16 protein-coding genes are annotated in these 26,800 nt (G+C 35.8%); all 16 read left to right on the top strand.

Going from position 1 to position 26,800, the window contains the following annotated elements:
• On the top strand, positions 1-1,257 hold a 1,257-nt coding region (locus AAC024_RS12250), incomplete at its 5' end, for a kelch repeat-containing protein (RefSeq protein WP_339895768.1).
• Between the two features lie 536 nt (positions 1,258-1,793).
• Positions 1,794-3,056, top strand: a complete 1,263-nt coding sequence (locus tag AAC024_RS12245; RefSeq protein ID WP_339895767.1) for a kelch repeat-containing protein — start codon at positions 1,794-1,796, stop codon at positions 3,054-3,056.
• A gap of 555 nt (positions 3,057-3,611) precedes the next feature.
• Complete coding sequence (locus tag AAC024_RS12240) at positions 3,612-4,091, top strand: hypothetical protein (RefSeq protein ID WP_339895766.1); 480 nt, start codon at positions 3,612-3,614, stop codon at positions 4,089-4,091.
• Positions 4,092-4,180: 89 nt separating this feature from the next.
• Complete coding sequence (locus tag AAC024_RS12235; protein ID WP_339895765.1) at positions 4,181-5,419, top strand: kelch repeat-containing protein; 1,239 nt, start codon at positions 4,181-4,183, stop codon at positions 5,417-5,419.
• 119 nt (positions 5,420-5,538) lie between these two features.
• Positions 5,539-6,795 (top strand): kelch repeat-containing protein, encoded by a 1,257-nt coding sequence (locus tag AAC024_RS12230; protein WP_339895764.1) that lies wholly within the window; start codon positions 5,539-5,541, stop codon positions 6,793-6,795.
• Positions 6,796-7,653: 858 nt separating this feature from the next.
• Positions 7,654-9,333, top strand: a complete 1,680-nt coding sequence (locus AAC024_RS12225; protein WP_339895763.1) for a tail fiber domain-containing protein — start codon at positions 7,654-7,656, stop codon at positions 9,331-9,333.
• Positions 9,330-10,397, top strand: a complete 1,068-nt coding sequence (locus tag AAC024_RS12220) for a hemagglutinin protein (RefSeq protein ID WP_339895762.1) — start codon at positions 9,330-9,332, stop codon at positions 10,395-10,397. The genes AAC024_RS12225 and AAC024_RS12220 overlap by 4 nt, the downstream gene beginning before the upstream one ends.
• Positions 10,398-10,424: 27 nt before the next feature.
• Complete coding sequence (locus tag AAC024_RS12215; RefSeq protein WP_339895760.1) at positions 10,425-11,219, top strand: T9SS type A sorting domain-containing protein; 795 nt, start codon at positions 10,425-10,427, stop codon at positions 11,217-11,219.
• A gap of 179 nt (positions 11,220-11,398) precedes the next feature.
• Positions 11,399-12,613: a hypothetical protein gene (locus AAC024_RS12210; RefSeq protein ID WP_339895758.1), complete on the top strand. Its 1,215-nt coding sequence runs from the start codon at positions 11,399-11,401 to the stop codon at positions 12,611-12,613.
• A gap of 68 nt (positions 12,614-12,681) precedes the next feature.
• A complete protein-coding gene (locus tag AAC024_RS12205) occupies positions 12,682-13,656 on the top strand; it encodes a hypothetical protein (protein ID WP_339895757.1) in 975 nt (324 codons plus the stop codon).
• Positions 13,657-13,828: 172 nt separating this feature from the next.
• Positions 13,829-16,576 (top strand): transcriptional regulator, encoded by a 2,748-nt coding sequence (locus AAC024_RS12200; RefSeq protein ID WP_339895756.1) that lies wholly within the window; start codon positions 13,829-13,831, stop codon positions 16,574-16,576.
• A 223-nt stretch (positions 16,577-16,799) separates the two neighbouring features.
• Positions 16,800-19,820 carry a TonB-dependent receptor gene (locus AAC024_RS12195; protein ID WP_339895754.1) on the top strand — a complete coding sequence of 1,007 codons (3,021 nt, stop codon included), beginning with the start codon at positions 16,800-16,802 and terminating at the stop codon, positions 19,818-19,820.
• A gap of 4 nt (positions 19,821-19,824) precedes the next feature.
• The gene (locus tag AAC024_RS12190) at positions 19,825-21,378 is read left to right on the top strand and encodes a RagB/SusD family nutrient uptake outer membrane protein (protein ID WP_339895752.1); all 1,554 of its coding nucleotides are present in this window, start codon (positions 19,825-19,827) and stop codon (positions 21,376-21,378) included.
• Positions 21,379-21,396: 18 nt separating this feature from the next.
• The gene (locus AAC024_RS12185; RefSeq protein ID WP_339895751.1) at positions 21,397-23,832 is read left to right on the top strand and encodes a LamG-like jellyroll fold domain-containing protein; all 2,436 of its coding nucleotides are present in this window, start codon (positions 21,397-21,399) and stop codon (positions 23,830-23,832) included.
• A gap of 128 nt (positions 23,833-23,960) precedes the next feature.
• Positions 23,961-25,331 (top strand): glucoamylase family protein, encoded by a 1,371-nt coding sequence (locus tag AAC024_RS12180; RefSeq protein WP_339895749.1) that lies wholly within the window; start codon positions 23,961-23,963, stop codon positions 25,329-25,331.
• 4 nt (positions 25,332-25,335) lie between these two features.
• Positions 25,336-26,703 (top strand): glucoamylase family protein, encoded by a 1,368-nt coding sequence (locus AAC024_RS12175; RefSeq protein ID WP_339895747.1) that lies wholly within the window; start codon positions 25,336-25,338, stop codon positions 26,701-26,703.
• Positions 26,704-26,800: the final 97 nt, after the last annotated feature.

Below are 26,800 nucleotides of genomic sequence, written 5' to 3'. Positions count from 1 at the left end.
ATGAAAACACTTAAAAAACAGTTAGTAATCGCATCGGCCCTATGTTTAATGCTTATAGCAGCAAGCTTTAGCAGTAGTAGCGATGAAGCTCCCAACCAAGCACCAGAAGCTTTTACCTTAATAGCAGTAACAGATGGAGCTATTGGCGTAGATGTAAAACCTACATTTACTTGGAATGCAGCCGTAGATCCCGATGGAGACACCATAACCTACGAGCTGCTTATGGATGCAAACAGCAACCCAACAACCAGTATAGCGAGTAATATTAATAGTACAAGCTTTACACTTCTAGAAAGATTACCCTTGTTAGAGAATCTATTTTGGAGGGTTGTTGCAACAGACCAGGCAGGCAATACAAGTGCCAGTAACACCTTTAGCTTTACCACTAGAAACCTTAATATTCCTGCTGCACCGGTTACAGATGCAGCAGGGTTCTCGAAAAGAGTATATCACACTTCTGTAGTATTTAATGATAAAATCTGGGTGATAGGAGGGTTTGATGGAGACATCAGAAATGATGTATGGAGTAGTCCAGATGGTGTGCTTTGGACACAAACCGCCATAGCGCCTTTCTCAGGCAGACGGTTACATACATCTGTAGTTTTTAACGATAAAATCTGGGTCATTGGTGGACTTGATGGTGGCACCAATAAAAATGATGTATGGAGTAGTCCAGATGGTATAACTTGGACAGCCGTTACTGCATCAGCACCTTTTTCGGGTAGAAGTGGACATACCTCTGTAGTTTTCAACGATAAAATTTGGGTTATTGGTGGAAATGAGGGAGGTGCTTATAAAAATGATGTATGGAGTAGTCCGGATGGTATAACATGGACAAAGGTTACTGCCTCAGCACCTTTCTCGGGTAGAGGTTTTCACACATCTGTAGTTTTCAACGATAAAATCTGGGTGATTGGTGGGTTAGTAGATGGTGGCACCAATAAAAATGATGTATGGAGTAGTCCGGATGGTATGACATGGACATCAGTTAATACGGCTGCGGGGTTTACCGAAAGACGTTCACACTCGTCAGTAATTTTTGATAATAAAATGTGGGTAATTGCTGGAAGTGGTGGTGGTGACAAAAATGATGTGTGGAGTAGTTCAGACGGATTATCATGGTCTCAAGTTGCGGCTACAACAGCTTTCCCTGCAAGATATGGCCATACTTCGGTTGTCTTTAATGATAAAATATGGAGCATAGGGGGTCTTCAAGGTTTTAGTACCTATTTAAACGATGTCTGGACAATGGATTGATGTTAAGAATATGAACTTTGATTTTGAATAAATAGTATAAGCTAATCCACAATAGTGAAAAACGCTTTTTTGAGCCATTTTAAGAATAATAAATACTATTGTCCGATTAAAAATAGTTCATTTAATGAAAACCATTGTGAACACAGGGTTTTCAAGGCTTATAAAAAAAAGGGGTTGCTTTTTGCAATTACTGAAAATTTTTATTTTTTAGAATGGTATGAATTTAAAAATCAATGTTTATCAATTAGTTACAATCAAGTCTTTGTTTCCTGCCAAGCCATAGGCATGGTTTGTTCTAGTAGCGAAGCGTCCCGATAGCTATCGGGATTGGTTCTTTTGTCGGACAACAATGATAGTTTAACACAAAAAACATCTCTTGTCTTGCAATAATACTGGCTATTCTTTTATCCATTCACAAATAGTGCTAGACTTTGATTAAATAGTACATGTTGTTTTTATGGTATAACCGTAACCTTGTATAGCTCTTTTCTTTTTTAGACTAAAATATTCTAAGTATAATAATTAATATGGAAATTATGAAATCACTAGGTAAATTAATGACAGCTGTATTATTGACTTTAACACTATGTAGTTGTAGCAGCGACAACAATGATGAAGCACCCAATCAAGCCCCAGAGGCTTTTGACCTAATTGCTATTGGAGATGGGGCAATTGAAGTAGAGGTCGATAGTCCGACGTTCAGTTGGAATCCAGCCATAGATCCTGAAGGTGGTCCAATAAGTTATCAACTGATTTTGGGTACTAATATCAATCCGACTAATTTTATTGTCAACAACAACAGTAATACAACGCATACTTTTCCGTATAGGCTGCGATATATGGAGCAGTGGTTCTGGAAAGTGATTGCAACTGACAATGCAGGGAAATCTACCACAAGCGAGACCTTTAGTTTTAAAACCCGCAATCTTAAATTTCCTTCAACAGCCGTTAATCCAAATCCAATGTTCTCGCCAAGATTTGGTCATAGGTCTGTCGTCTTTAATAACAAAATGTGGGTCATCGCTGGGTATGATGGTGTTTTAAAAAATGATGTATGGAACAGTAGTGATGGGATAACTTGGACACAGTTAACTGCTTCTGCAGGGTTTACTCCTAGGTTTAGACCCACTTCTGTTGTTTTTAATAATAAGATTTGGATCATTGGTGGGAATGTGAATGAAGATGGTACAAATGCAAATGATGTATGGAGCAGTCCAGATGGAATAACTTGGACACAAGTTACTGCTGCAGCGCCCTTTTCAAGTAGACAAGACCACACGTCTGTAGTTTTTGATGATAAAATTTGGGTTATTGGTGGAAATGAGGGAGGTACAGCTTTTAGAAATGATGTGTGGAGCAGCTCTGATGGCCTAAGTTGGACACCTGTGGCAAACGCTCCTGAATTTACAGCAAGGAGGGGGCATACGTCCATTGTCTTTGATAATAAAATGTGGGTCATTGCGGGGAACGACAGCGGGCTTAGAAATGACGTGTGGTCTAGCTCAAATGGTGTGGACTGGATTTCTGTTGCAGAACCTGGTCAATTCAATAGTAGTTGGTACCATACCTCTGTGGTCTTCGATTATAAAATGTGGGTCATTGGTGGGTCTGGTAACAACGATGCTTTTGGCAGTACCGATGGAACTGAATGGACTCCAGTGTCAACTGCTCCAAATACACCTACATGGAGGAGACATAGTCATACTTCTTTGGTTTTTGATGATAAAGTCTGGGTAATCGGTGGCTTTGATAATAATATACCTGGCGGTTTAACAAACAACGTATCGGTTTTAGAATAGAAGCATGCATATTTTGATGTTTTATTCAAATTCATAAATACTGCTAGAGTTTGACTAAATAGTGAATCACCAGCTACCGCTAAGCCCCCAGCTACCGCTAAGCTCCGCTTAGTGGTCTCTGCACAGACCGTGTTGCCATTAAGCGGGGAATCCACATCTATTTGTTTATAAAATGAAAAAATATTAGTTGACTTTAGTACATGACAAAAATTTAGAATAAAAATTCAATAACTTTATTTTCAATATATTACATTTTGTAGGCTTTATAGACCTCACAGGTTTTTAAAACCTGTGAGGTCTTGATGTGCTTGAAAACTTCTGGTAGATTATTTTTTAAAAATAATTTTTGTCACGTACTTAATTAGTTGACACTAAAAATTCAGCAAAGTTCTTTTCTTTTTAAAAGCATAAAACACACCATTTTTCTTTAATGCATAAATACTGCTAGACTTTGACTAAATAGTACATGATGCTTTTATAGCAATGTAATAATCTTGTATAGCCTATATATGATAGAGCCTTTTGAGTTCAATTAGTTTTAAAAAAAAATCAATTATGAAAAATTTACTCTTACTATTAACAGTATCGCTATTAATTTCTTGTTCCAAGGAGGACGAAACAGCTATGGACGTTCAAGATGCATTTTCCTCGGTTACCGTCCAGTTTCAAACCTATTTTGATTTTGAAACTCAAATGAGTTTTACAGACCCTGATTTTGACATTGATCCTAATCCTAATTATGACCTAACATTTGCATACAATAATTCTGGTTCGTTTATGTTTTGGAATGAAGGCTTCTCCTCTATGGCATTTGTATATGATAAGTCGTTTACTGATCTATCCTTTCCCAATGTTTCTAACTATTATTTCTGTGAACAGTTTGACGACGATAACCCGGCATGTATTGATTTTCCAGCTTTGCCTATCAATTTTGTTGCCTTGTTTAAAACAAATGATGGCAACTATTATGCAGTGGAATATATCAGTGAGGATCGGGACGAAGGTGTGACTTTTAGATATAAATTACTCAATTAAAATATGTTGAACATTAGCTACAAGTAATTTCTTGTACTATATTCTTTTTGAGCATGACCATTTTTAGAAAACAATTAACAATAGAAATCATGAAAAATCAAGGAAAACTAATCGTATTTATACTTTCAATCTTTACATTGTTCAATTGCAGTAAGGATGAGAATAATGCAGCACCCAATCAAGCCCCAGAAGCCTTTACCTTAATAGCGGTAACAGATGGTGCCATTGGTGTAGATGTAAAACCAACCTTTAGTTGGAATGCCGCCGTAGATCCCGAAGGAGACACTATAACCTACGAGCTGCTTATGGATGCAAACAGCAACCCAACCACAAGTATTGCAAATAATATAAGTGGTACTAGCTTTACCCTACAAGATAGATTGCCATTAACAGTAAGCAGGTTTTGGAAAGTGATGGCAACCGACAATGCCGGCAATACCAGCATGAGCAACACCTTTAGTTTTACAACCCGCAACCTGAGTATTCCCACAACGCCTGTAACCGCAAATGCGGCATTTTCAGAACGATTGGCTCATGCTTCTATAGTATTTGATGGTAAAATGTGGGTCATTGGTGGAATCGATAATAGTGCATTAAATGATGTATGGAATAGTCCTGATGGAGAGAATTGGACAGAGGTTACATCTAATGCAGGGTTTTCAGAACGATCGAGTCATACTTCTGTTGTATTTGATAATAAAATATGGGTCATTGGCGGATTGGATGAAGGCATTCGTAAAAATGATGTATGGAGTAGTCCTGATGGGATAACTTGGACAGCCGTTACTGCCTCAGCACCTTTCTCGGCAAGATATTCCCACACCTCCGTAGTTTTGGATAATAAAATATGGGTCATTGCTGGAGAGGATGGCATTCGTAAAAATGATGTATGGAGTAGCCCTGATGGGATAACTTGGACAGAGGCTACTGCGTCAGCACCTTTCTCTGCAAGAGCAGCTCACACCTCTGTAGTTTTTGATAATAAAATATGGGTCATTGCTGGATATGATGACATTCGTAAAAATGATGTATGGAACAGTCCTGATGGGGTAACTTGGACAGCCGTTAATGCCTCAGCACCTTTCTCAGCAAGATATTCCCACACCTCCGTAGTTTTTGATAATAAAATATGGGTCATTGCTGGACTGGATGGCAATTATAAAAATGATGTATGGAGTAGCCCTGATGGGATAACTTGGACAGAGGCTACTGCGTCAGCACCTTTCTCGGAAAGATACAGCCACAGCTTTGTAGTTTTTGATAATAAAATATGGGTCATTGCTGGATATGATGGTTTTTTAAAAAATGACGTATGGTCCATGGATTAACATGGCTCATATCATGGATGTTTAATCAAAAGTAGAGTCTATTGCAAGGCTTTCAATACATAATGTTTGCCCCTTTAATGGCCTGTAATTTTAAAAACAATAACGAATAATTAGAAACTATGAAAACACTTAAAAAACAGTTAGTAATCGCATCGGCCCTATGTTTAATGCTTATAGCAGCAAGCTGTAGCAGTAGTGGTGATGACACCGATGCAGCACCCAATCAAGCCCCAGAAGCCTTTACCTTAATAGCGGTAACAGATGGTGCCATTGGTGTAGATGTAAAACCAACCTTTAGTTGGAATGCCGCCGTAGATCCCGAAGGAGACACTATAACCTACGAGCTGCTTATGGATGCAAACAGCAACCCAACCACAAGTATTGCAAATAATATAAGTGGTACTAGCTTTACCCTACAAGATAGATTGCCATTAACAGTAAGCAGGTTTTGGAAAGTGATGGCAACCGACAATGCCGGCAATACCAGCATGAGCAACACCTTTAGTTTTACAACCCGCAACCTGAGTATTCCCACAACGCCTGTAACCGCAAATGCTGCATTTTCAGAACGACGGAACCATACCTCCATTGTATTTGATGGTAAAATGTGGGTCATTGGTGGAGCTGATGGCATTTTAAAAAATGATGTATGGAGTAGTCCTGATGGGGTAACTTGGACAGAGGTTACTACGTCAGCCCCTTTCTCGGAAAGAGTGTACCACACCTCTGTGGTTTTCAACGATAAAATATGGGTCATTGGTGGACTGGATGGTAATTATAAAAATGATGTATGGAGTAGTCCTGATGGACTGACATGGACAGAGGTTACTGCCTCAGCACCTTTCTCGGCAAGATCGGAGCACACCTCTGTAGTTTTAAACGATAAAATATGGGTCATTAGTGGATTTGATGGCATTCGTAAAAATGATGTTTGGAGTAGTCCGGATGGTATATCATGGACGCAAGTCACTACATCAGCACTTTTCTCGGCAAGATTGGACCACACCTCTGTAGTTTTAAACGATAAAATATGGGTCATTGCTGGAAATGATGGCAATTTAAAAAATGATGTATGGAGTAGTCCTGATGGCGTAACATGGACAGAGGTTACTACGTCAGCACCTTTCTCGGCAAGATTTGGCCACACCTTCGTGGTTTTTGGTAATAAAATATGGGTCATTGCTGGAAATGATGGCAATTTTAAAAATGATGTATGGAGTAGTCCTGATGGGGAGAATTGGACAGAGGTTACTACGTCAGCACATTTCTCGGCAAGAGCAGCTCACACATCCGTAGTTTTTAACGATAAAATTTGGGTCATTGCTGGGGCAATAAATGGTGGTGTTGGATTAAATGATGTATGGTCAATGGATTAACAGGTAGAAATAAGATTGCTTTAATCGAAAAGAATTCCTCGATCCCGATCGCTATCGGGATGCCTCGGGGTTTCCCCCAGCTACCGCTAAGCTCCGCTTAGTGGTCTCTGCACAGACTGTGTTGCCATTAAACGGGGAATCCACATCTATTTGTTTATAAAATGAAAAAATATTAGTTGACTTTAGTACATGACAAAAATTTAGAATAAAAATTCAATAACTTTATTTTCAATATATTACATTTTGTAGGCTTTATAGACCTCACAGGTTTTTAAAACCTGTGAGGTCTTGATGTGCTTGAAAACTTCTGGTAGATTATTTTTTAAAAATAATTTTTGTCACGTACTTAATTAGTTGACACTAAAAATTCAGCAAAGTTCTTTTCTTTTTAAAAGCATAAAACACACCATTTTTCTTTAATGCATAAATACTGCTAGACTTTGACTAAATAGTGAAAGTCTTTTTTATGAGTTAACCTTAATTTTATAAATAAATCAATAACCGTCATTGCAATCCCGACAGTATCGTCGGGAGTGGCAATCTCACGATGCAACTGTCATTGCGAAACCTTTAGGTTGTGGCAATCTCATTAATAGGAGTTCCCATTAAAAAATTACCACGGCTTTATAAAAAGTCCCGCAATAACAAACATAAAAACCAAAGAAGAGAAAACACGAAGTAGGAAGCAATTCAACAAATAAACAATTCAACAATTAAACGAATAAACGAATAAACGATTCAACAAATAAACAACAAAAAACAAATACCATGAAACATCCATAACTAAAACTTGATACCCAAGGACAATGATTATATGGATGTTACATGTGACAATAGAAAAACAATAAATATAAACACATGAAAACAGTACTCATATTCCTAGCAGCTGTGCTAATCGCCTTTACGGCAACAGCCCAACAAGGCATCAATTACAAAGCACTTGTTAAAGACAATTTGGGCAATGTGGTAGCCAACCAAACCATAGATGTTAGGTTTACCATTATAGCCGATACTGGCCCAACCAATGTGTATGTAGAAACACATACAGGCGTAGCAACGGATGCCAACGGCATAGTAATACTTAATATAGGAGAAGGCACCACCAGCGATGTGTTTACAGACATTGCTTGGGGAAGCGACACGCACGCTTTAAAAGTAGAGATAGATATAGAGCAAGATGCCTCTTTTGTAGATATGGGCACCACACAGTTTATGGCAGTGCCGTATGCCTTGAGTGCAGCAAATACAGCTTCTAAAATAGATGAATTAACCGATGGCAAATCTGATGCCAATGGTTCTTCATTATTTTTAGGTATAGATGCAGGATTAAATGATGATGGTACAGACAATAATAATGTTGGTATAGGCTATCAAGCACTTTATTCCAACACGGTAGGACTCTCCAATATCGCTAACGGCTATCAAGCACTTTATTCCAACAACGCAGGAGGCTTCAATATCGCTAACGGCTATCAAGCACTTTATAATAACTTTATAGGGTTTCATAATATAGCAACTGGATATAAGGCACTTTTTAATAATACTTCAGGGCCTAGAAATACTGCTTACGGTAGTTGGGCACTTTATAATAATCTTACAGGAGGGTATAACACTGCAAATGGGTATCAAGCACTTTTTAGCAACACCATAGGAGCTCGCAATGTTGCCAACGGATATGAGGCACTTCGTAGCAACACCGAAGGAGACAGAAACATAGCTATTGGTTTTCAAGCACTTTGGAGTAACATCGATGGAGACTACAATACCGCAAACGGCTATCAGGCGCTTTATTCCAACACCGAAGGAATCTACAATACCGCCAATGGCTATCAGGCGCTTTATTCCAATACCAGAGGAGACCACAATATCGCCAACGGATTTGAGGCACTTCGTAACAACATCGAAGGAAACCAAAATACCGCAAACGGCTATAAGGCGCTTTTTAATAACACTATAGGAAACCGCAATACGGCCTATGGAGTGTTGGCGCTTTCTAGCAACACCACAGGAGACAATAATACAGCAATAGGGCATGGTGCCCAAACGCCTTCTACAATTGGATCAAACCAAGTAAAAATTGGTAATATGAGTGTTACTTGGGCAGGTATACAAGTAGCCTGGACAGTAACATCAGATTTAAGATGGAAAGAAAACATTAGAGTATTGCCTTATGGTTTAGCCTTTGTAAAACAACTGCAACCTGTAGATTATATGCGTAAAAACAACGAACATAAAACTCGTGAAATGGGTTTTATTGCTCAAAATGTAGAAGCACTCTTAACTAAAGTTGGTTATACAGAACAAGGCTTTTTAACCAAAGATGATAAAGGCTTTATGAGTTTACGTTACAACGATTTTATTGCCTTGCTAACCAAAGCCATACAGGAACAGCAGGATATTATTGATAGTTTGCAGTCCACAGTTGGCAGTCAGCAGTCTGAAATAAAAAGTTTGCAGTCAGCAGTCTTCAGTCAGCAGTCAGATTTTAATACGCGTTTAAAACAAATTGAACAAAAACTTAATACCACACAGCAATGAATTTAACAAAGAAAAACCACAACTTGTCCCGACGCTTCGGGAAACACAACAAGAACAATTTGAATGTTGTGAGTAAACAGCTAATCGTAATTACAGCATTGTTTTTTAGCACGATATTAGTCGGACAAAGCATTTATAAAAGCAGCATAGATGCTGGAGGTTCGAGTGCCAGTAATGGTAACATACAAATTGTTTCTACCATTGGAGAAGTTAATGTTCAGGAAAGCTCGGCAGGAAATATTATACTTTCTGAAGGCTTTGTTGGCAAAGCCTTTGAAGTCCTTCTAGATACTAAAATATTTTTACAGGGACCGTTTTTAAACCCTGCAATCCCTGGGCTTATGAATGACAATTTAAGGTCTTTAGGGTATATGCCAACAAACACACCTTATAACGATGGAGCCACAGTGGCCGCAAGTGTTTTTAATACAGGAGGCACTTCAGGATCTGGATTGGCACAAGATGATATTGTGGATTGGGTTTGGGTAGAACTACGTGGAGCAAACGACAATACGGACCTTATAAATGAAAAATCGGCACTATTGCAGCGCGATGGCGATATTGTGGCTTTAGATGGCATTTCCGATTTGGTTATGACAGCTGTACCAACAAATTACTACGTTGTTGTAAAGCATCGTAATCATTTAGGTGCGATGACATCGGCAAGTTTTGGATTAACCGAAGCTTCTGCAACTGCTGTTGACCTTAAAAGCAACGGGGTCTCAACCTTTGGGAGTAATGCACGTGTGGATATGGGATTGGGCAATTGGGCACTTTGGACAGGTGATACTAATAGTGTCAGCCAATCAAGGTTCTCGGGAGCATCCAACAGTGTTAATGTCATTAAAGATTTTGTACTGTCAGATCCAGCTAATATTCTAAATTTAATCACTTTTGGATCTACAGGATATTTAAACATAGACGTAAATATGGATGGTACAGGTAAATTTTCGGGAGCAAATAATGATAGTAATGTTATCAAAGATAACGTTGTTGCACACTCAGGTAATGTATTAAATTTAATCACATATACTATTAGCGAAACCGTACCAACAAAAAATTAATAATCAATAATCAATAAAATTTAAATTATGAAAAATTATTACATCTCTTTCTTTTTAGGACTTTTATCATTTGGTGTTTTTGCACAGAATTACGAATTTGGGATTGTTCACGTAAGTGACTATAGCTTTAAAGTTGTAGCTATTCCAGATTTTGATTCTACAGGAGACACAGATGTGTCTGATGCGGGTTTTACTATAATGATGCCAGCTGGCAATGCCGATATTACCTACCGAACGGATTTATTAGGAGGTAGATCTTGGGGCAATTCTGTATTAAATGCAGCAATACTTGAAAATTATGGTGGTGATGGAACTGAAGACGCGTTTTTTATTAATCTTCTATCTGGGCAAACTATATTCTCACATACTATGAACCAACAAATAGACTTGGTGCGTTTTGAAGTTTCCAATATGCCTGTAACAGGACAAATGCGTTTTTTATTAAATTCTGAACCCATTGCCATAAATGCTTTAGGAGTTTTAGATAGTTTTTATAATTCAAATATAGACGCTACAACAAAACAAGATTATTTTGGTGGGATTGCGTCGGGTTTGGGAAGTTTTGACTTTGCAACATTAAGTACAGAAGATAATATTTTTCTAAACAGCGTTTCAGTGTTTCCAAACCCAGCTTCAGAATTTATTTATATTAGGTCTTCTATTGAAATTGAGCAAATTAAAATGTTTGATGTTTTAGGGAAACAGGTTTTAACGTCTCTTGAAACTGAACAACTTAAAGTTGATCATTTGCAATCGGGAATATACTTTCTAAAAGTGTTTGGTAATAATGGTAGCGCGACTAAAAAAATAGTGATCAAATAATATTAAAGAGGCTATTAATTGGATAAAAGGGGATATGAGGTAGTTTTACCAAAAATGTTCCCTTTTTTAATAACCAACATACTCCATAATCTCCAATCCATACCCAATTATACAAACCCCTTTGGTTATATTATAACCATGCTCGTAAAGATAATTTCACAATTGCAACGCCACAAGGAATGAGAACTGCCGAAGCTGGTGGTTATAGAAAAGTGAGAATTGAAGGCTATGTACGCCTACTTCCCGACTCGCCAAATACGGGAGAATTAGCTCCTTTAAATGAGTTTAATGATTTTGTATTAACAAATGCACCAAACAGTACTCAAGAAGAAATTAATGAGCGGAATAGAGTGATTAACAAAATGCAAGGAATTAAAGGGTTTGACCCTCTAAGTAATTTTATTAGTTCTATACCTGCAGAAAAAACTGTAGGAGAAGAATCGATTAATATTTTTGAATATTCTAATAATTGGTTTCCTATTGACGGAAAAAAGCATGTTTGTTGTGGAAAGTTAAAAAAATTTCAGACATATAATGGTTCGGGCGCAGAGATGGACTGGAATATATTTATAGAGCCAAACGATGAGTTTTCATTTTTAATTGACGACGTTCTTAAATACAAAGACCCAGAATGGGCTACTAAAGCCTGGAATGGAGAATGGCGGTCTGGTGGCTGGCATATCAATAAAGAAACTGGCGGTTATTTATTAGAAGGCGAATTAACACCCGATAAGAGTTTTTACGATAATTTGTTTTTTCCAAACAGTGGTGAAAAAGTTGAGAACATATGGGGACATGTAGTTACAAAACCGAATATTGTTCTTTTAGAAAAAGAAATTTGTCTCTATGGTCCTTGGGTCAGAGAACGTGTTCATAACAACAGACCAGAAATACATCCTTCAGAAATGATATGGTGGAGAGAGGGCAAAGGATATTACATAATGTTATTACAAGACGATTCAAATAGATTTGATAATAATGCTGATTTTGGCTTTCTAGGTGGGTCTGCACCTAGCAATTGGAAACCCTGGACAGAACCACCATTAACTGCGCAGTTTAAAATTGCTTTCAAGGTTAATCCTTCAGAATCTGGACTTCCTCAAGAAATGGACATTCGTGAAGTATATAACAGATTTGTTGTTACAAAGGAAGACACTGATGCTTCCGCTGATTCGGACAATGGGACATCGCACGCTTTAGTAATCAATAACAAAAATCTCTTGGTAGTGAATGAGCAACAAAAAAATGACAATGACCTTGGCGTAAAGTCTGTAGATGTTTCTAAAAGACCAGATGGAACTATTCAAGGATACCTTCAGATCACTACAATAGTAGGTGGTCCTGACTTAGCTGGAGATGAAGGCTATCATGTATTGTACATTCAGAAAAAATAAACTCAAATAAGCATATTTTATTTCTAAATAAAAATCAATAAACAGATATAATGAAAAGGCTAAAAATAATGGCAAAAATAGTATTTTTTTGTGTCGCTTTTCAAAGTCAAGCACAAGACAAAGAGACAATAGCTAAAGGGATAAGCATCAGTAACTTTGAGGTGGATAACATATCTGATGTCGAGATTAAGGTTACGGTTAACTATAGCTATGTTGGAAAAACAGATCCCGAAAAGTTCTTTATTTATGCATTTCCTCAAGATGGAGAAGGGAACTCAATGTCTCGGAATGTCAATACAGCATTGATCCCGCTTAAAACGGGGAATAATCAGGTGGTTTTTACGATTAAAAAACACTTGAAAAAAGATGATTTCACAAGTAAAAGTATTAAGATATGCATGTTAGCTATTAAACGTAAAATGTATTGTCAAGAATTCTTGTTTAATAAATCATGGAACTCAACAATTAAGCATCCAAGAATTATTTCTTTTACAGCAAAGAAAACGAATATCATAAAAGGAGACTCAACAACACTTGTGTGGCAAACCGAGAATGCCTACAATGTTAGTCTTTATGGAGAGCGTCCTAATGTGCAAAAAGTAAAACCTTCTGGATTTGTAAATATCTCACCAAAGAAAACAACTACATATCGATTAAATGCCAAACGATCACTGGAGACATATACGAGAGAGCCAGGATCAAACATGTATATTACAATTACTGTTGACTCAAAACCAAAACTAGAGTCAGCACCGGAAATTGTTTTTTTTAAGATTGAACCACAAAATATTGAGCGAGGCGAGCAAGTTCGTTTTTACTGGCAGATTAATAATGCTCAAAAAATACAACTATTTGATAGTTTCGGAGAAATAATGTCTGATATTCAAGATGCAAACAAAGAATTTGGAAAGCTACAAAAGATTAATGGTGAGTATATGGAAAATTTAAACAAATCAGAAACCTATATATTAAAGGCAACAAACAATTTTGGTAGTGTTAAAAAGATATTTAAAGTGACGGTTAAGGGTAAAAAGATAGACTAATCATTATTTTGTTTTAATAATTAAAATAGAGAAATTTCAAAAGAAGAATAGGTTTCAATATTTATAAATCATTTTTTAATTGATTAGATTTGTTTGAATTTTATCTTATTTAAGTTTAGATATACTAATGCTAACAAGTTTTAAGTCCATACTGCTTTTAATCTTTATACTATTGTCTAGTAGTAAAATATATTCTCAATACACCCCTTTTTTTGAAAATTATGCATTAACTGAATTTAATGCTGGCAACCAAAACTGGGGAATTTCTTTAGCTGAAAACGGAAAAATATATGTGGCTAATGATAAAGGCTTAATGGAATTTGATGGCTTAAAATGGCAATTTTTTCAACTTCCAAATAAAACTATTATTCGATCGGTATTAGCTTATGATAATCTTATTTATACAGGGTCTTATGAAGAATTTGGGTACTGGAAAAAAAACCAAAAAGGTCAATTAATTTATACATCACTGAGCAATTTCAACGAACAAAAAGAAACTTTAGATGAAGAATTTTGGCAAATATTACAGCATAATGGTGTTATTATTTTTAGATCTTTTTCAAATCTATACATCTATAAAGAAGGGAAAATCATTAATACAACGGCAAAATCTACCATACTTTCGTGCGATGTTGTAGATGATAAAATTTACGTTTCAACATTAAAAAACGGCATCTTTCTTTTAGAAAATAACACTTTAGTTCCATTTTTAAATACTGATGAATTATACAACGTTAAAGTTATTTCTATTTCAAATTTCAATAATAAATTACTCATTACTACCGCATTGCAAGGATGCTATTTATATGATAATATAAAACTAGAACATTGGCAGTCTCCAATCAATAAAATAATCAAAGAACATCAACTTAATAATTTTTTAGAATTAAAAAATGGTAATATGGTTTTTGGTACGATTAAAAACGGATTGTATATAACTAATGGTTTAGGAGAAGTATTATATCATATTAACAAGGAAAATGGATTGCTTAATAATACTATTTTAAGCCAAGGACTTGGGAAAAATAATAAATTATGGGTTGGATTAGATAATGGTGTTGCTCTAATTGATTTAAATTACAATCATGTATTATATAAAGACAATTCAGGAGAATTAGGTGCCGTTTACGATATCATTAACTATAATAATACGCTATATATAGGGAGCAATACAGGATTGTTTTATTTAGATAATAGTGATGACAAATTAAAATTTATTGAAGATTCACAAGGTCAAGTTTGGGATTTGAAAGAAATAAACGGAGATTTATTTTGTGGACATAATAATGGGACATATTTAGTTCAAAACAAGACATTAAAAGAAATATCAAATTCCACTGGCGGCTGGGTTATTAAAAAAGTTCCAGAGACTGAAAACACATTTATACAAGGCACATATACGGGTTTGGTAAGGTATAAGTATAATAATGGTAATTGGGAATCAAAAAGAATAGAAGGCTCAACTGTACCTATTAAGTTTTTAGTGTTTGAAGATCAACATACAGCATGGGCTGCTCATGCTTATAAAGGATTATTTAGAGTAAAGTTTGATGCTGATTACAATAACGTTGTATTTGAAGATTATAAAAACAAAGGCCTTTGGTCAGATTTTAATGTGCGGGTTCATAATATTAAAAATGATATTTCCTTCAAAACTAATGAAGGATGGCAAAAATATGAAGGTTTAATTGATAGCATCGTACCTAATAGCTTATTGAATGAAAAGTTTGGAACAGATGCAAGTATTATTTCAGAGCCTAAGACTGATTTGTTGGTTATTAAAAATGCAAAGGATAAAATCAGTTTTGTATCCTTAATTAATGGGAATACGAATTTAGAGCTTCCTAATAAAATTTTTAAAGAAAGATTGGTTGTAGATGGAGAAAGTGTATCTCAAATAAATGATTCAATTTATGCTTTAAATCTATATGACGGGTTTATGCTAGTTAATAAAACAAATTCTGCACATAAACAAGGCACACTTCATGAGCCAATCATTGAGCGTATTGAGATTGATAAAAATTTAGTAGATATAAATAATTTGGATGCTTATGAATTTCCATTCAACAAAAATATTAGCATATCAGTATCTTCACCAAATTCTAGCAATCATTTTTTTGAGTATGCATTATCTAATTCAGATACTTTAAATTGGTATCAAATGGATAATGAAAAGTTAGAATTATCTAGTTTAAGTAATGGTGACTATAAAATACATTTTAGAACAGCAAATCTAGCTGGTGGTCTATCGTCAATAAAAACACTTCAATTAAAAATATTACCACCTTGGTATAAAAATAGTTTACTTTATTTTTTAGTGGCAATATTTATCAGCTTGATTGTTTACTGGCTGCATAAGCGAAAAATTAATAAAGAGCAAGAAGCACTACACAACAAGCTTATTAAAGAGCAAGATGTGTTACTTAAAGAAAAAGCTATTGAAAACGATAAAAAAATAGCGCAGCTTAAAAACGAATCATTAAAAAGCGAAGTAAAATTAAAAAGTAAGCAGCTTGCTAATACGGCTATGGCATTAGTTAAAAAGAATGAATCCATACTGGAAATTAAATATGAACTTGTTAAAAACAAATCAAGTTTTGAGAATACACCGGTATATAAAAGACTTTTAAGAAAGATAGATAATACTATTGGACATGAAGATGAATGGCAATTGTTTGAATATAATTTCAACCAGGTTCATGAAGAGTTTTTTAATCAATTAAAAAGTAAGTTCCCAAAGCTTACCCATAAAGATTTAAAGATTTGCGCCTATATCAAAATGAATTTATTGACTAAGGAAATTGCGCCATTAATGAATGTCTCAATCAGAGGCCTAGAAACTCACAGATATCGATTAAAACGCAAGCTAAATTTAGGAAATGACAAATCTCTGGTTGATTATCTACGAATTTTCAAATAAGCGACACTATTATCACAATTTATTCGCTCATCCTATACGTCAAAACTACGTCAAAAACTGTTTAAACCCTCTTATTATCTTCGTTTTTAATCGTTACAACATACGTCAATAAGCGTTTTTTAGTGTTTTCTACGCGATGGCGTATTTTATGTGTAAGTCCTTTTTTGATTAGTATCTATATAGTTTATAATTTAGTACAAACTAACATTCTAAATAAAATTATATGAAAACAAGATTTACTTTATTGTTAATTCTTCTGTTTACAATGCATGCTTTTGCACAGGATAAATCCGTTAGTGGCATTGTAACTAGTGCTGAGGATAATATGTCTGTGCCAGGGGTTAATGTTATTGTGCAAGGAACAACTAGAGGAACAAGTACAGACTTTGATGGAAATTATTCTATTAAGGTAAGCCAAGGAGAAACTTTAGAATACAGCTCTCTTGGATTTAAAACGGTATATATCCAAATTCAAAATCAAACAGAAATTAATGTGACCTTAGAATCGGATATTGCCGCATTGGATGAAATTGTTGTTATTGGATATGGACAAATGAGGTCAAAAGATTTAACTTCTGCAATCACAACTATTAAAGCAGAAGAATTAGAAACAGTTCCAACTGGTTCTGTAATGCAAGCGCTCCAAGGGAAAGTGGCAGGTATGCAGGTGGTTAGTAATGGAGCGCCAGGACAAGGCCCAACTATTAGAGTACGTGGTATTGGTTCATATGATACAGGTGCATCTGGTCCATTATATGTTGTAGATGGTATGTTTTTTGATAATATTGACTTTTTGAACACAGCAGATATTGCATCTGTTTCAATATTAAAAGATGCTTCAGCTGCGGCTATTTATGGTGTACGTGCTGCAAATGGTGTTGTATTGATTGAAACTAAATCTGGTGGTTTTAATAAGAAAACAGAAATTACTTATGATGGGTATTCTGGTTATCAAGTGGCTCAAAATGTGTTAAAAGTTGCTAATTCAGAACAGTTTACAACTTTGGCACAAGAATCTGGCTCTGCACCAGACTCGCAATTCATTTTAAATGCTATGCAACGTTATGGGCGTAGTCGAATAAACCCTAATGTACCTAATGTAAATACAGATTGGTATGACGAAATTATTAGACAAGCACTTATTCAAAATCATAGTATTGGTGTTACAGGAGGTGCTGAAAATATAAGTTACTCTGTTGGGATTAACTATTTTCAACAAGAAGGTATTCTTGATATGAAGAACGAATATGAGCGTTTCAATATTAGAAGTAAATTAGAATTTAAAGCAAACGATTGGTTAAAAGTAGGAGTAAATACTGTTTTAAGTAATGCTACAAGATATAGTGGTGAAGATTCGGCATGGCGACTCGCATATTATGCAGTGCCTATAATGCCAGTTTTTGATCCAAATCTGGCTGATAATCCTAATGTTTTTCCAAAAAACTATGCTAATGCTCAAGACTTAGGATATAGAGGTGGGCAAAACCCTTTTCCATTATTGGATTTAAGTGAAAATAGAACCAAAATAAGAAATGTTTTGGCTAATATTTTTGCAGAATTTACTTTAATACAAGATAAACTTACATTCAAAACGGCATACAATCACAACTTTGAAACTCTTGAGACAAGAAATGTTGATTTGCCTTATTTTGTAGGGAATGGCTTTAAAAGAGAAAATGCTGATCTGACAAAAAGTAGTACGACTATTTCAAATCAAATTTGGGATAATACGTTAACCTATAAGGCAAGTATTGATAAACACAATTTTACTGTATTAGCAGGTGCATCATTTAGAGATGAGTCATTTCAGTTTTTAACGGCAAGAGGATTAAACTTTCCTTTGTCAGGAGAAGAAGCATATTACTTAGATCAAGCTCAAACCATTGTAACGGAAAATGTTGGAGATGGTGGCGTTAGAGAATATGGACTTTCATATTTTGGAAGGCTTTCATATAATTTTGACGATCGTTATTTATTATATGGTACTTTTAGAGCAGATGGTACAAACAAGTATCAAGAAAAATGGGGGTATTTTCCTGTTATTGGCGCAGGTTGGGTAGTTTCAGAAGAGTCATTTATGCAAAACAATGGCATATTCGATTTCTTGAAGTTTCGTGGCAGTTGGGGTAAATTAGGTAATGATAATGTGCCTGGAAGTAATGGCTCAATAACCTCCACAGTAGTTGAAACTGCTCTAGGCGATACTAGATTTAGCGGTTTAAGTACTGGTAGTGATTTTACTTCTTTAAAATGGGAGGTTACAGAAGAAACCAATGTTGGTCTTACAGCAAGAATGTTTAATAATAATTTAGCAATTGAGGCAGATTATTATGTTAGAGATACAAAAGATGCTGTAATACCAGTTCAACGACCTTTAATACCAGGAACGACAAGAAATAACGTAGGTGAAATTAGAAACTCAGGTTTTGAAATTGACTTAGCATGGAATAAACGTGTTTCAGATGATTTTAGTTATAATATAGGAGCAAACTTTGCCACCTTAAAAAATGAAGTTTTAAATTTAAATAATGAAACAGGGTTTTTAGACGCGGGTAGACCAGAGTTTCGCCAACGTTCTATCGAAGGTCAACCAATATTTGCCTTTTTTGGTAGGGAAATAGCTGGTGTATATCAAAACCAAGATCAGATTGATGCAGATCCAGTTGCATTAGCTAATGGTTTAGTGCCTGGAGATTTTAAATATAAAGAGAACGGTGGTGATCCAAATACTATTGATGATGACGACAGAGTCGTTTTAGGTTCATTCTTGCCTAACTATACATTTGGTGTAAACATAGGGTTTAACTATAAGGATTTCGATTTTAATATTGTTGGATCTGGTCAAGGTGGTAATAAAATTTTAAACCGAAAAAGAATGGAAGTCATCTTTACTAGTGATACTAACTGGGATCGTGACTTTGCAGTAAATCGTTGGCGTGGAGAAGGAACTACAAATTCTTATCCATCGGCAGCAGCTGTTAGAAAAGGCTGGAATCAACGCCTAAATGATTATTATATTGAAGATGGAGACTATTTTAGAATTCAAAATATTTCTCTCGGATATACCATTAATCGTAATGGTGAAAATGCTAATCTTCCAAAGATTAGAGTTTATGTGACTGCTGAAAGACCTTTAACTGTTTTTAAATACAACGGATTTAATCCAGAGGTTGCAAACGGTGTAGATAATCAAACATATCCAATTCCTGCAGTTTATACTGTTGGCGTTAACATAAAAATTTAAAGCTATGAAAAAACTATTTAAAAACATTTATACGCCTCTGTTACTAATCACATTGTTTGCTTTAACGCTAACAAGTTGTTCTGATAAATTAGATGCGCCTCAAGAAAATAATAATTTTGCAGGAGGAACAGATTTTACTAAAACAGAAAATATGATTCTGTCGATTGTAGGGGTTTATGAAGCATTTCAATCAAGAGGTTGGGAACAACCATTATTAATCTCCGTAAGAGGAGATGATGTGAATTCTGGAGGCTTAGGAGATCAACAAGATTTTGCGGAAACAGATCTTTTTAACTATAATAAAGACTACTGGATGTATAACTCACTTTGGGAGAATGTCTATGTAGATGTAATTACCGCCCATACTGGTATGGAACAAATTGCTAGATATCAAGAGTTTGCAGATCAAACTGGAGTTGCAACAGGAAATCAATACATTGCAGAAGCGAAAGTGCTAAGAGCTATTATGCTATTTGATATTTCTAGAGTTTGGGGAGACGTGTTCATTCCGAAATCTTCTAATACAGCGGAACTTTTGGAGGTAAATGTTGTGCCAAATAAAGAAGAAGTAATGCAACATATTTCTGATCAAATGGATGAAGCAATACCATTTTTACCAAATATGCGTCCTAATGAACGTGTGGATCTGCCAGGAGGAGCAACAAGATATACTGCTTTAGCAATTAAAGCACTAGCAAATCAAGAGTTAAAAAACTACCAAGCAGTAGCTGATGCTACCGGAGAAATTATAAGCTCAGGGAAGTTTAAATTATTTCCTGATTTCTATGAGTTATTTAAAACCCCAGGCAAGCTAAGCGACGAAAGTATTTTGGATTTACAATATTCTGATTTCGGACAAGGTGAAGGTGACCAAGAAAGGCATTTATATGCACCTTACGGCCCTCAAGAATGGACACCAGTAGTTCTAGGAGCATCAAGTGGTTGGGGTTTTTATGAACCGAGTATGAAATTTATCAAATTCATGTTAGATCGTGGTGAAACGGATCGTCTTGAAACAAGTGTGTTATTTACAGATCGAGGTATTGCAGAGCTTCAAATGGATCCAGCCTATGCTACCTTACCAAGTTTCGTTCAAAACACAACTAGAGATGGAGATATAATAAATGATTATGCCCGTGCTCTTTTTGCTAGTGGGAAACATTATTTGCCATCAAACCAATTAATTCAAGGAAGAACAGATTATGGAAGTAACAAAAACTACATGATAATTCGTTATGCTGAAATTTTATTAATGTATGCTGAAGCCCAGATACAAGGGGCTTCTGGAAATGCATTGACAGCAACTCAAGCCGTAAATCTAGTTAGAGAAAGAGCAGGAATGGCTTTCCTAGGATCTGTAACTTTGGATGATATTGTTGACGAAAAATTTGCAGAACTTGGAATGGAGTGGGGTAAACGTTATTACGATATGCTAAGACTTGAACGTTATAACGAATTAAGCTATGATGGTAGAACATTCTCTCCAGATAAAGCCTATTTACCTTATCCACAGGGTCAAGTGGATCAATTTCCAGTATTAGATGCTCCATCAAACTAATAAAAAAAATTAAAGAAAATGAAAACATTTAAAAATAAATTCATTGTGTTAATGACATTATTACTAGTTTTTTCTTGTAATGATGGCATAGACCCAATAACAGAAGTAGGCCCAGGGGCAGATGCAACAGCACCTCAGGTAACAATCATTTCTCCTGCAGAAGGAACAGCTATTAAGGTTTTTGAAGAGGTTACTTCATTTGATATAAAAATAGAAGTTACCGATGATATTGAAGTAGAAAGTATATCTATTCTCTTAAACGGTACTGAAATAACTAGTTTCAACAATTTTAAAGACTACCGTAGGGCTTTAGAAGAATACACCTATAACAATTTAACTGATGGAGACCATGTGCTAACTGTTACAGCAATAGATATTGAAGGGAAATCCACTACTGCCGAAGTTAATTTTTCAAAAGAACCACCATACATCTCATTGTTTGATGGAGAGGTTTTATACATGCCTTTTGATGGGGATTACAGAGATCAAATTGGGTTTGAAATTGCAGATCAGGTTGGAACCCCTGGTTTTGCAGGTTCTGGTTTTGCAAGTTCAAATGCATATCAGGGCACAACCGATGCATATTTAACATTCCCTTCAGAAGGCCTGCAAAGCAATGAATTTAGTGCGGCATTTTGGTATAAAGTAAATTCGAGCCCTGATAGAGCTGGATTATTAGTGGTGGGAGACAATGCCGATGACCGAAATCAAGGATTTAGGTTGTTTAGAGAAGGAAGTGCTACTGAACAAACAATTAAATTAAATGTAGGTACTGGTACAGGTGAAAGCTGGAACAATGGTGGCGTTATAGATGTCGCTGCTGGCGAATGGGTTCATGTGGCTTTTACAATTTCTCAAACAGAAAGTAAAATTTATTTCAATGGTATTGAAATGAATTCTGGTACTTTATCTGGACCAATAGATTGGACAGATGTGGGACCTTTAACTATAGGTTCAGGAGGCGAGACTTTTAGCTACTGGGATCATAAATCGGATAGCAGTGATATGGATGAACTCCGTATCTTTAATAAAGCATTGTCACAAGCCGATATTCAAATCATGATCAATGCATTCAACCCATATATACCTCAATTTGCTGGAGAATCATTCTATATGCCTTTTGATGGTGGTTTTATTAATTTAGTTGGTAATGTAGCTGCTACCCCAGTTGGTTCGCCCCAAATAGCGGGTGATGCCTATGAAGGTTCAGGGGCCTATCTGGGAGCAATGGATTCATATCTAACATATCCTTCAGATGGATTAACCACCCCAGAGTTTAGCGCCAGTATGTGGTATAAATTAAACAACGATCCAGATCGTGCTGGTATTTTGGTAATGGGCCCTGAAGATGTCAATAACGGTGGTTATCCTGATGTTCAAAATTTAAGAACAAATGGTTTTAGGTTCTTCCGCGAAAATGGTGCTGATGGAAATCAAAGGTTTAAATTGAATGTAGGTAATGGCTCAGGTGATGCTTGGATTGATGGCGGAGCTAATGCTGACGTTGATCCTACAACTAATGATTGGGTTCATTTGGCATTTACAATATCAGGCACAGAGGCCATTGTATACATTAATGGGGTAGCTGTAGCGCAATCGGGTATAACTGGTGTAGATTGGACAGGTATTGATATTATTTCCATTATGTCGGGAGCTCCAAGGTTTACAGAATGGGGGCATTCTTCGGATAATAGTTATTTAGACGAATTGCGGTTTTTTAATAAAGCATTATCAGTTGAAGAGGTTGGTGAAGTATTTGGTGGCGATGTTACACCTCCCTTTTTTGGGTCAACATTATATATGCCTTTTGATGGGGATAATGTAAACAAAGCCGCAAATGTTGCTGCAACCGTAGTTGGAACACCTGGTTTTGCTGGTGAAAGTGCGGTTGGTTCTGATGCCTATGCGGGTGCAACAGACTCTTATTTAACGTTTCCATCTAATGGATTAACTTCAACGACTTTTAGTGCTGCCATGTGGTACAAATTAAATAATGACCCAGACCGAGCAGGTATTTTGGTAATGGGTCCTGAGGATACTGGTAATGGTGGTTATCCTGATGTTCAAAATTTAAGAACAAATGGATTTAGGTTTTTCCGTGAAAATGGAGATAATGGAAATCAACGGTTTAAATTGAACGTAGGTGATGGTGCAGCTGATACATGGGTTGATGGAGGAGCAGCAGCTGACGTTGATCCTACAACAGGCAATTGGGTCCATTTAGCGTTTACCATATCAGAAACCGATGCGATTGTATATATTGATGGTGAAGTAGTTGCGCAATCGGGCATTACTGGTGTAGATTGGACAGGTATTGATGTTATTTCCATCATGTCCGGAGCACCAAGGTTTACAGAATGGGGCCATTTTTCAGATCTTAGTTATCTTGATGAACTGTACTTTTTTGATAAAGAACTCACACAAACAGAAATTCAAACAATCATGTCTGAATAATGCTATACAAAGACTCTTGAAGTATCATAACAAGTTTCTAAAGTCTAAAATTTTTAATTTGAATTAGTCTCTTAAATTTTGGCTGCATTTTTTGAATAATGCAGCTAAAATTTATTAATCCTTTTTTTATGAACTTTTTGAACAACAATAAATTACTATTTATAGTTCCTATTTTATTACTTTTTTTTAATTGTAATTCAAGTAAAAAAGAGCAACACATTAAAGTTGATGCAACTAAAAAGAAGCAATATTCGGATAATGCGCTTTTAGATAAAGTTCAGCAGCAAACTTTCAATTATTTTTGGGATGGCGCAGAACCCACTTCTGGTCTTGCGAGAGAGCGTTTACACATGGATAATATTTATCCAACATCTCCAAAATATACAGTAACTACAGGTGGTACTGGTTTTGGTATGATGGCTATTTTAGTAGGAGTTAAACGAGGATTCATTACCAAAGAACAAGCATTTAATCGTTTTGTTAAAATGGTAGATTTCCTTGAAAAAGCAGATAGATTTCATGGCGCATGGCCACATTGGTTGGATGGACAAACGGGTAAGGTGATGCCTTTTAGTAAAAAAGACAACGGAGGCGATTTGGTAGAAACATCATTTTTAGTTCAAGGTATGCTAACTGTTGCCGAGTATTTTAAAAATGGTAATGAAGCAGAACAAAAACTAGTATTGAAAATTGATAAGCTTTGGAAGGAAGTTGAATGGGATTGGTACACTAAAGGCGAAGATGTGCTTTATTGGCATTGGTCTCCAGAATTTGGTTGGGACATGAACTTTCCGGTAGGTGGTTATAACGAAGCTTTAATCATGTATGTTTTAGCGGCTTCGTCGCCAACGCATCCCATAAAACCATCAGTCTATCACAAAGGTTGGGCTAGAGATGGTGAAATTATATCAAAAGAAAAATTTTATGGTGAAGATTTGGTTTTAGATTATTACGAACATGATAAATCTCCAGTTGGTCCATTATTTTGGGCGCATTATTCATATGTTGGATTAAATCCAAACGGACTTTCAGATCAATATGCTGATTATTGGAAACTCGTTCAAAATCAAGCTAAAATTCATTATAAATATGCCGTAGATAACCCTAAAAACTTTAAAGGCTATGGTGACAGTTTATGGGGATTAACCTCTAGTTATTCGGTAAATGGGTACAAAAGTCACAGACCTGATAACGACTTTGGAGTTATAGCACCAACAGCAGCATTAGCTTCATTTCCATACACCCCAAAAGAAAGTATGCAAATGCTTAAAAAACTATATAAGGATCACGACAGTTTAATTGGTAAGTATGGACCTTATGATGCATTTAGTTTGGAATACAATTGGTATTTACCAAGATATTTGGCAATAGACCAAGGTCCTATTCCTGTAATGATAGAAAATTACCGTTCTGGTATGCTATGGGATTTCTTTATGAAAAATACCGATGTACAATCTGGTTTAGATAAACTAGGATTTAAATATATTAAAACAGATTAAACGTATGATTAGATATTCCTTATTCATAATGTGTATAGTACTTTTTTCATGTGGCGATGATGGTCCTGGGTATCAAGAACCGTACATTCCTGGTTCAGATGATGACCCCGTTGTTATTATTGCGCTTAGCGATGAAGAAATGATGGATTTAACCCAAAAAGAAACCTTTAAATATTTTTGGGATTTTGCCAACGCAGATTCTGGAGCGGCAAAAGAACGTTACCACCCTAATGAGCCAACACTCAATCAAAATGTGGTGACTTCTGGGGCAACAGGTTTTGGGTTGATGAGCATCATTGTGGCTATTGAACGTGGCTTTATAACAAGGGAGCAAGGCATAGAAAGATTAAATAAAATATTTAATTTTTTAGAAAATGCCGATAGATTTCACGGCGCATGGTCACATTGGATTAATGGAAGTTCAGGTAACGTGATTCCTTTCAGTGCCAAGGATGATGGTGGTGATTTGGTAGAAACCGCATTTTTAGTACAAGGACTTATTTGTGTGAAAGAATATTTAAAAAATGGTACGGATACTGAAAAGGCTCTAGCAACAAAAGCAGATATCCTATGGAAAGGTGTACAATGGAATTGGTACACTCAAAATCAAGAGGTACTATATTGGCATTGGAGTCCTAATTTTGGTTTTGAAATAAACTTAAAACTTACAGGTTATAACGAGGTGCTAATTACCTATATTTTAGCAGCAGCCTCTCCCGATTATAGCATCACTAAAGCAACGTACGAAAAAGGTTGGGCAAGATCTGGTGCTATTGTGTCCGGGGCTTCACAATACGGTTTTCCTCTAGTGTTAAAGCATGCGGGAGGTTCAAACTTTGGAGGGCCTCTATTTTTTAGTCATTATTCTTTTTTGGGGTTAAATCCAAAAAATTTATCCGACCAATATGGCAACTACTGGAATGTTGTGGTAAACCATACAAAAATAAACCGTCAATATTGCATTGTTAATCCTAAAAATTATATAGGTTATAGCGCCAACACTTGGGGTTTAACAGCCAGTTATTCCAGAAATGCCGATGGCTCTAGAGGGTATGCCGCACATAGTCCATCAAACGATAAAGGCGTTGTGTCGCCCACAGCAGCGATAAGTTCTATTCCATATACACCTAATGAATCATTAAAAGTAATGCATTACCTGTATCAAAATAAAGATAAAATGCTTGGTCCTGCAGGGTTTTATGATGCGTTTAGTCCACACTATGATTTTTGGGTAACACAAACCTATTTGGGTATAGATCAAGGGCCACAAATTGTGATGATTGAAAACCATAGAACAGGTCTGCTTTGGAATTTATTTATGCAAAATGAGGATGTTAAAAATGGGTTGGATAAATTAGGGTTTAATTATTAATCATTGTGGTTCGACTAAAAATAGTTCGCTTAAAGAAAATTTTTGCGAACCCTAAGTTTTCAAGGCTTATAAAAAAGAGGGGCTTGCTTTTTGCGAT

The sequence above is a fragment of the uncultured Algibacter sp. genome, assembly GCF_963976535.1.
Classification (GTDB): domain Bacteria; phylum Bacteroidota; class Bacteroidia; order Flavobacteriales; family Flavobacteriaceae; genus Algibacter_B.
Note: the sequence above shows the minus strand (reverse complement) of the source record. Positions and strands in the feature narration are given on the sequence as shown.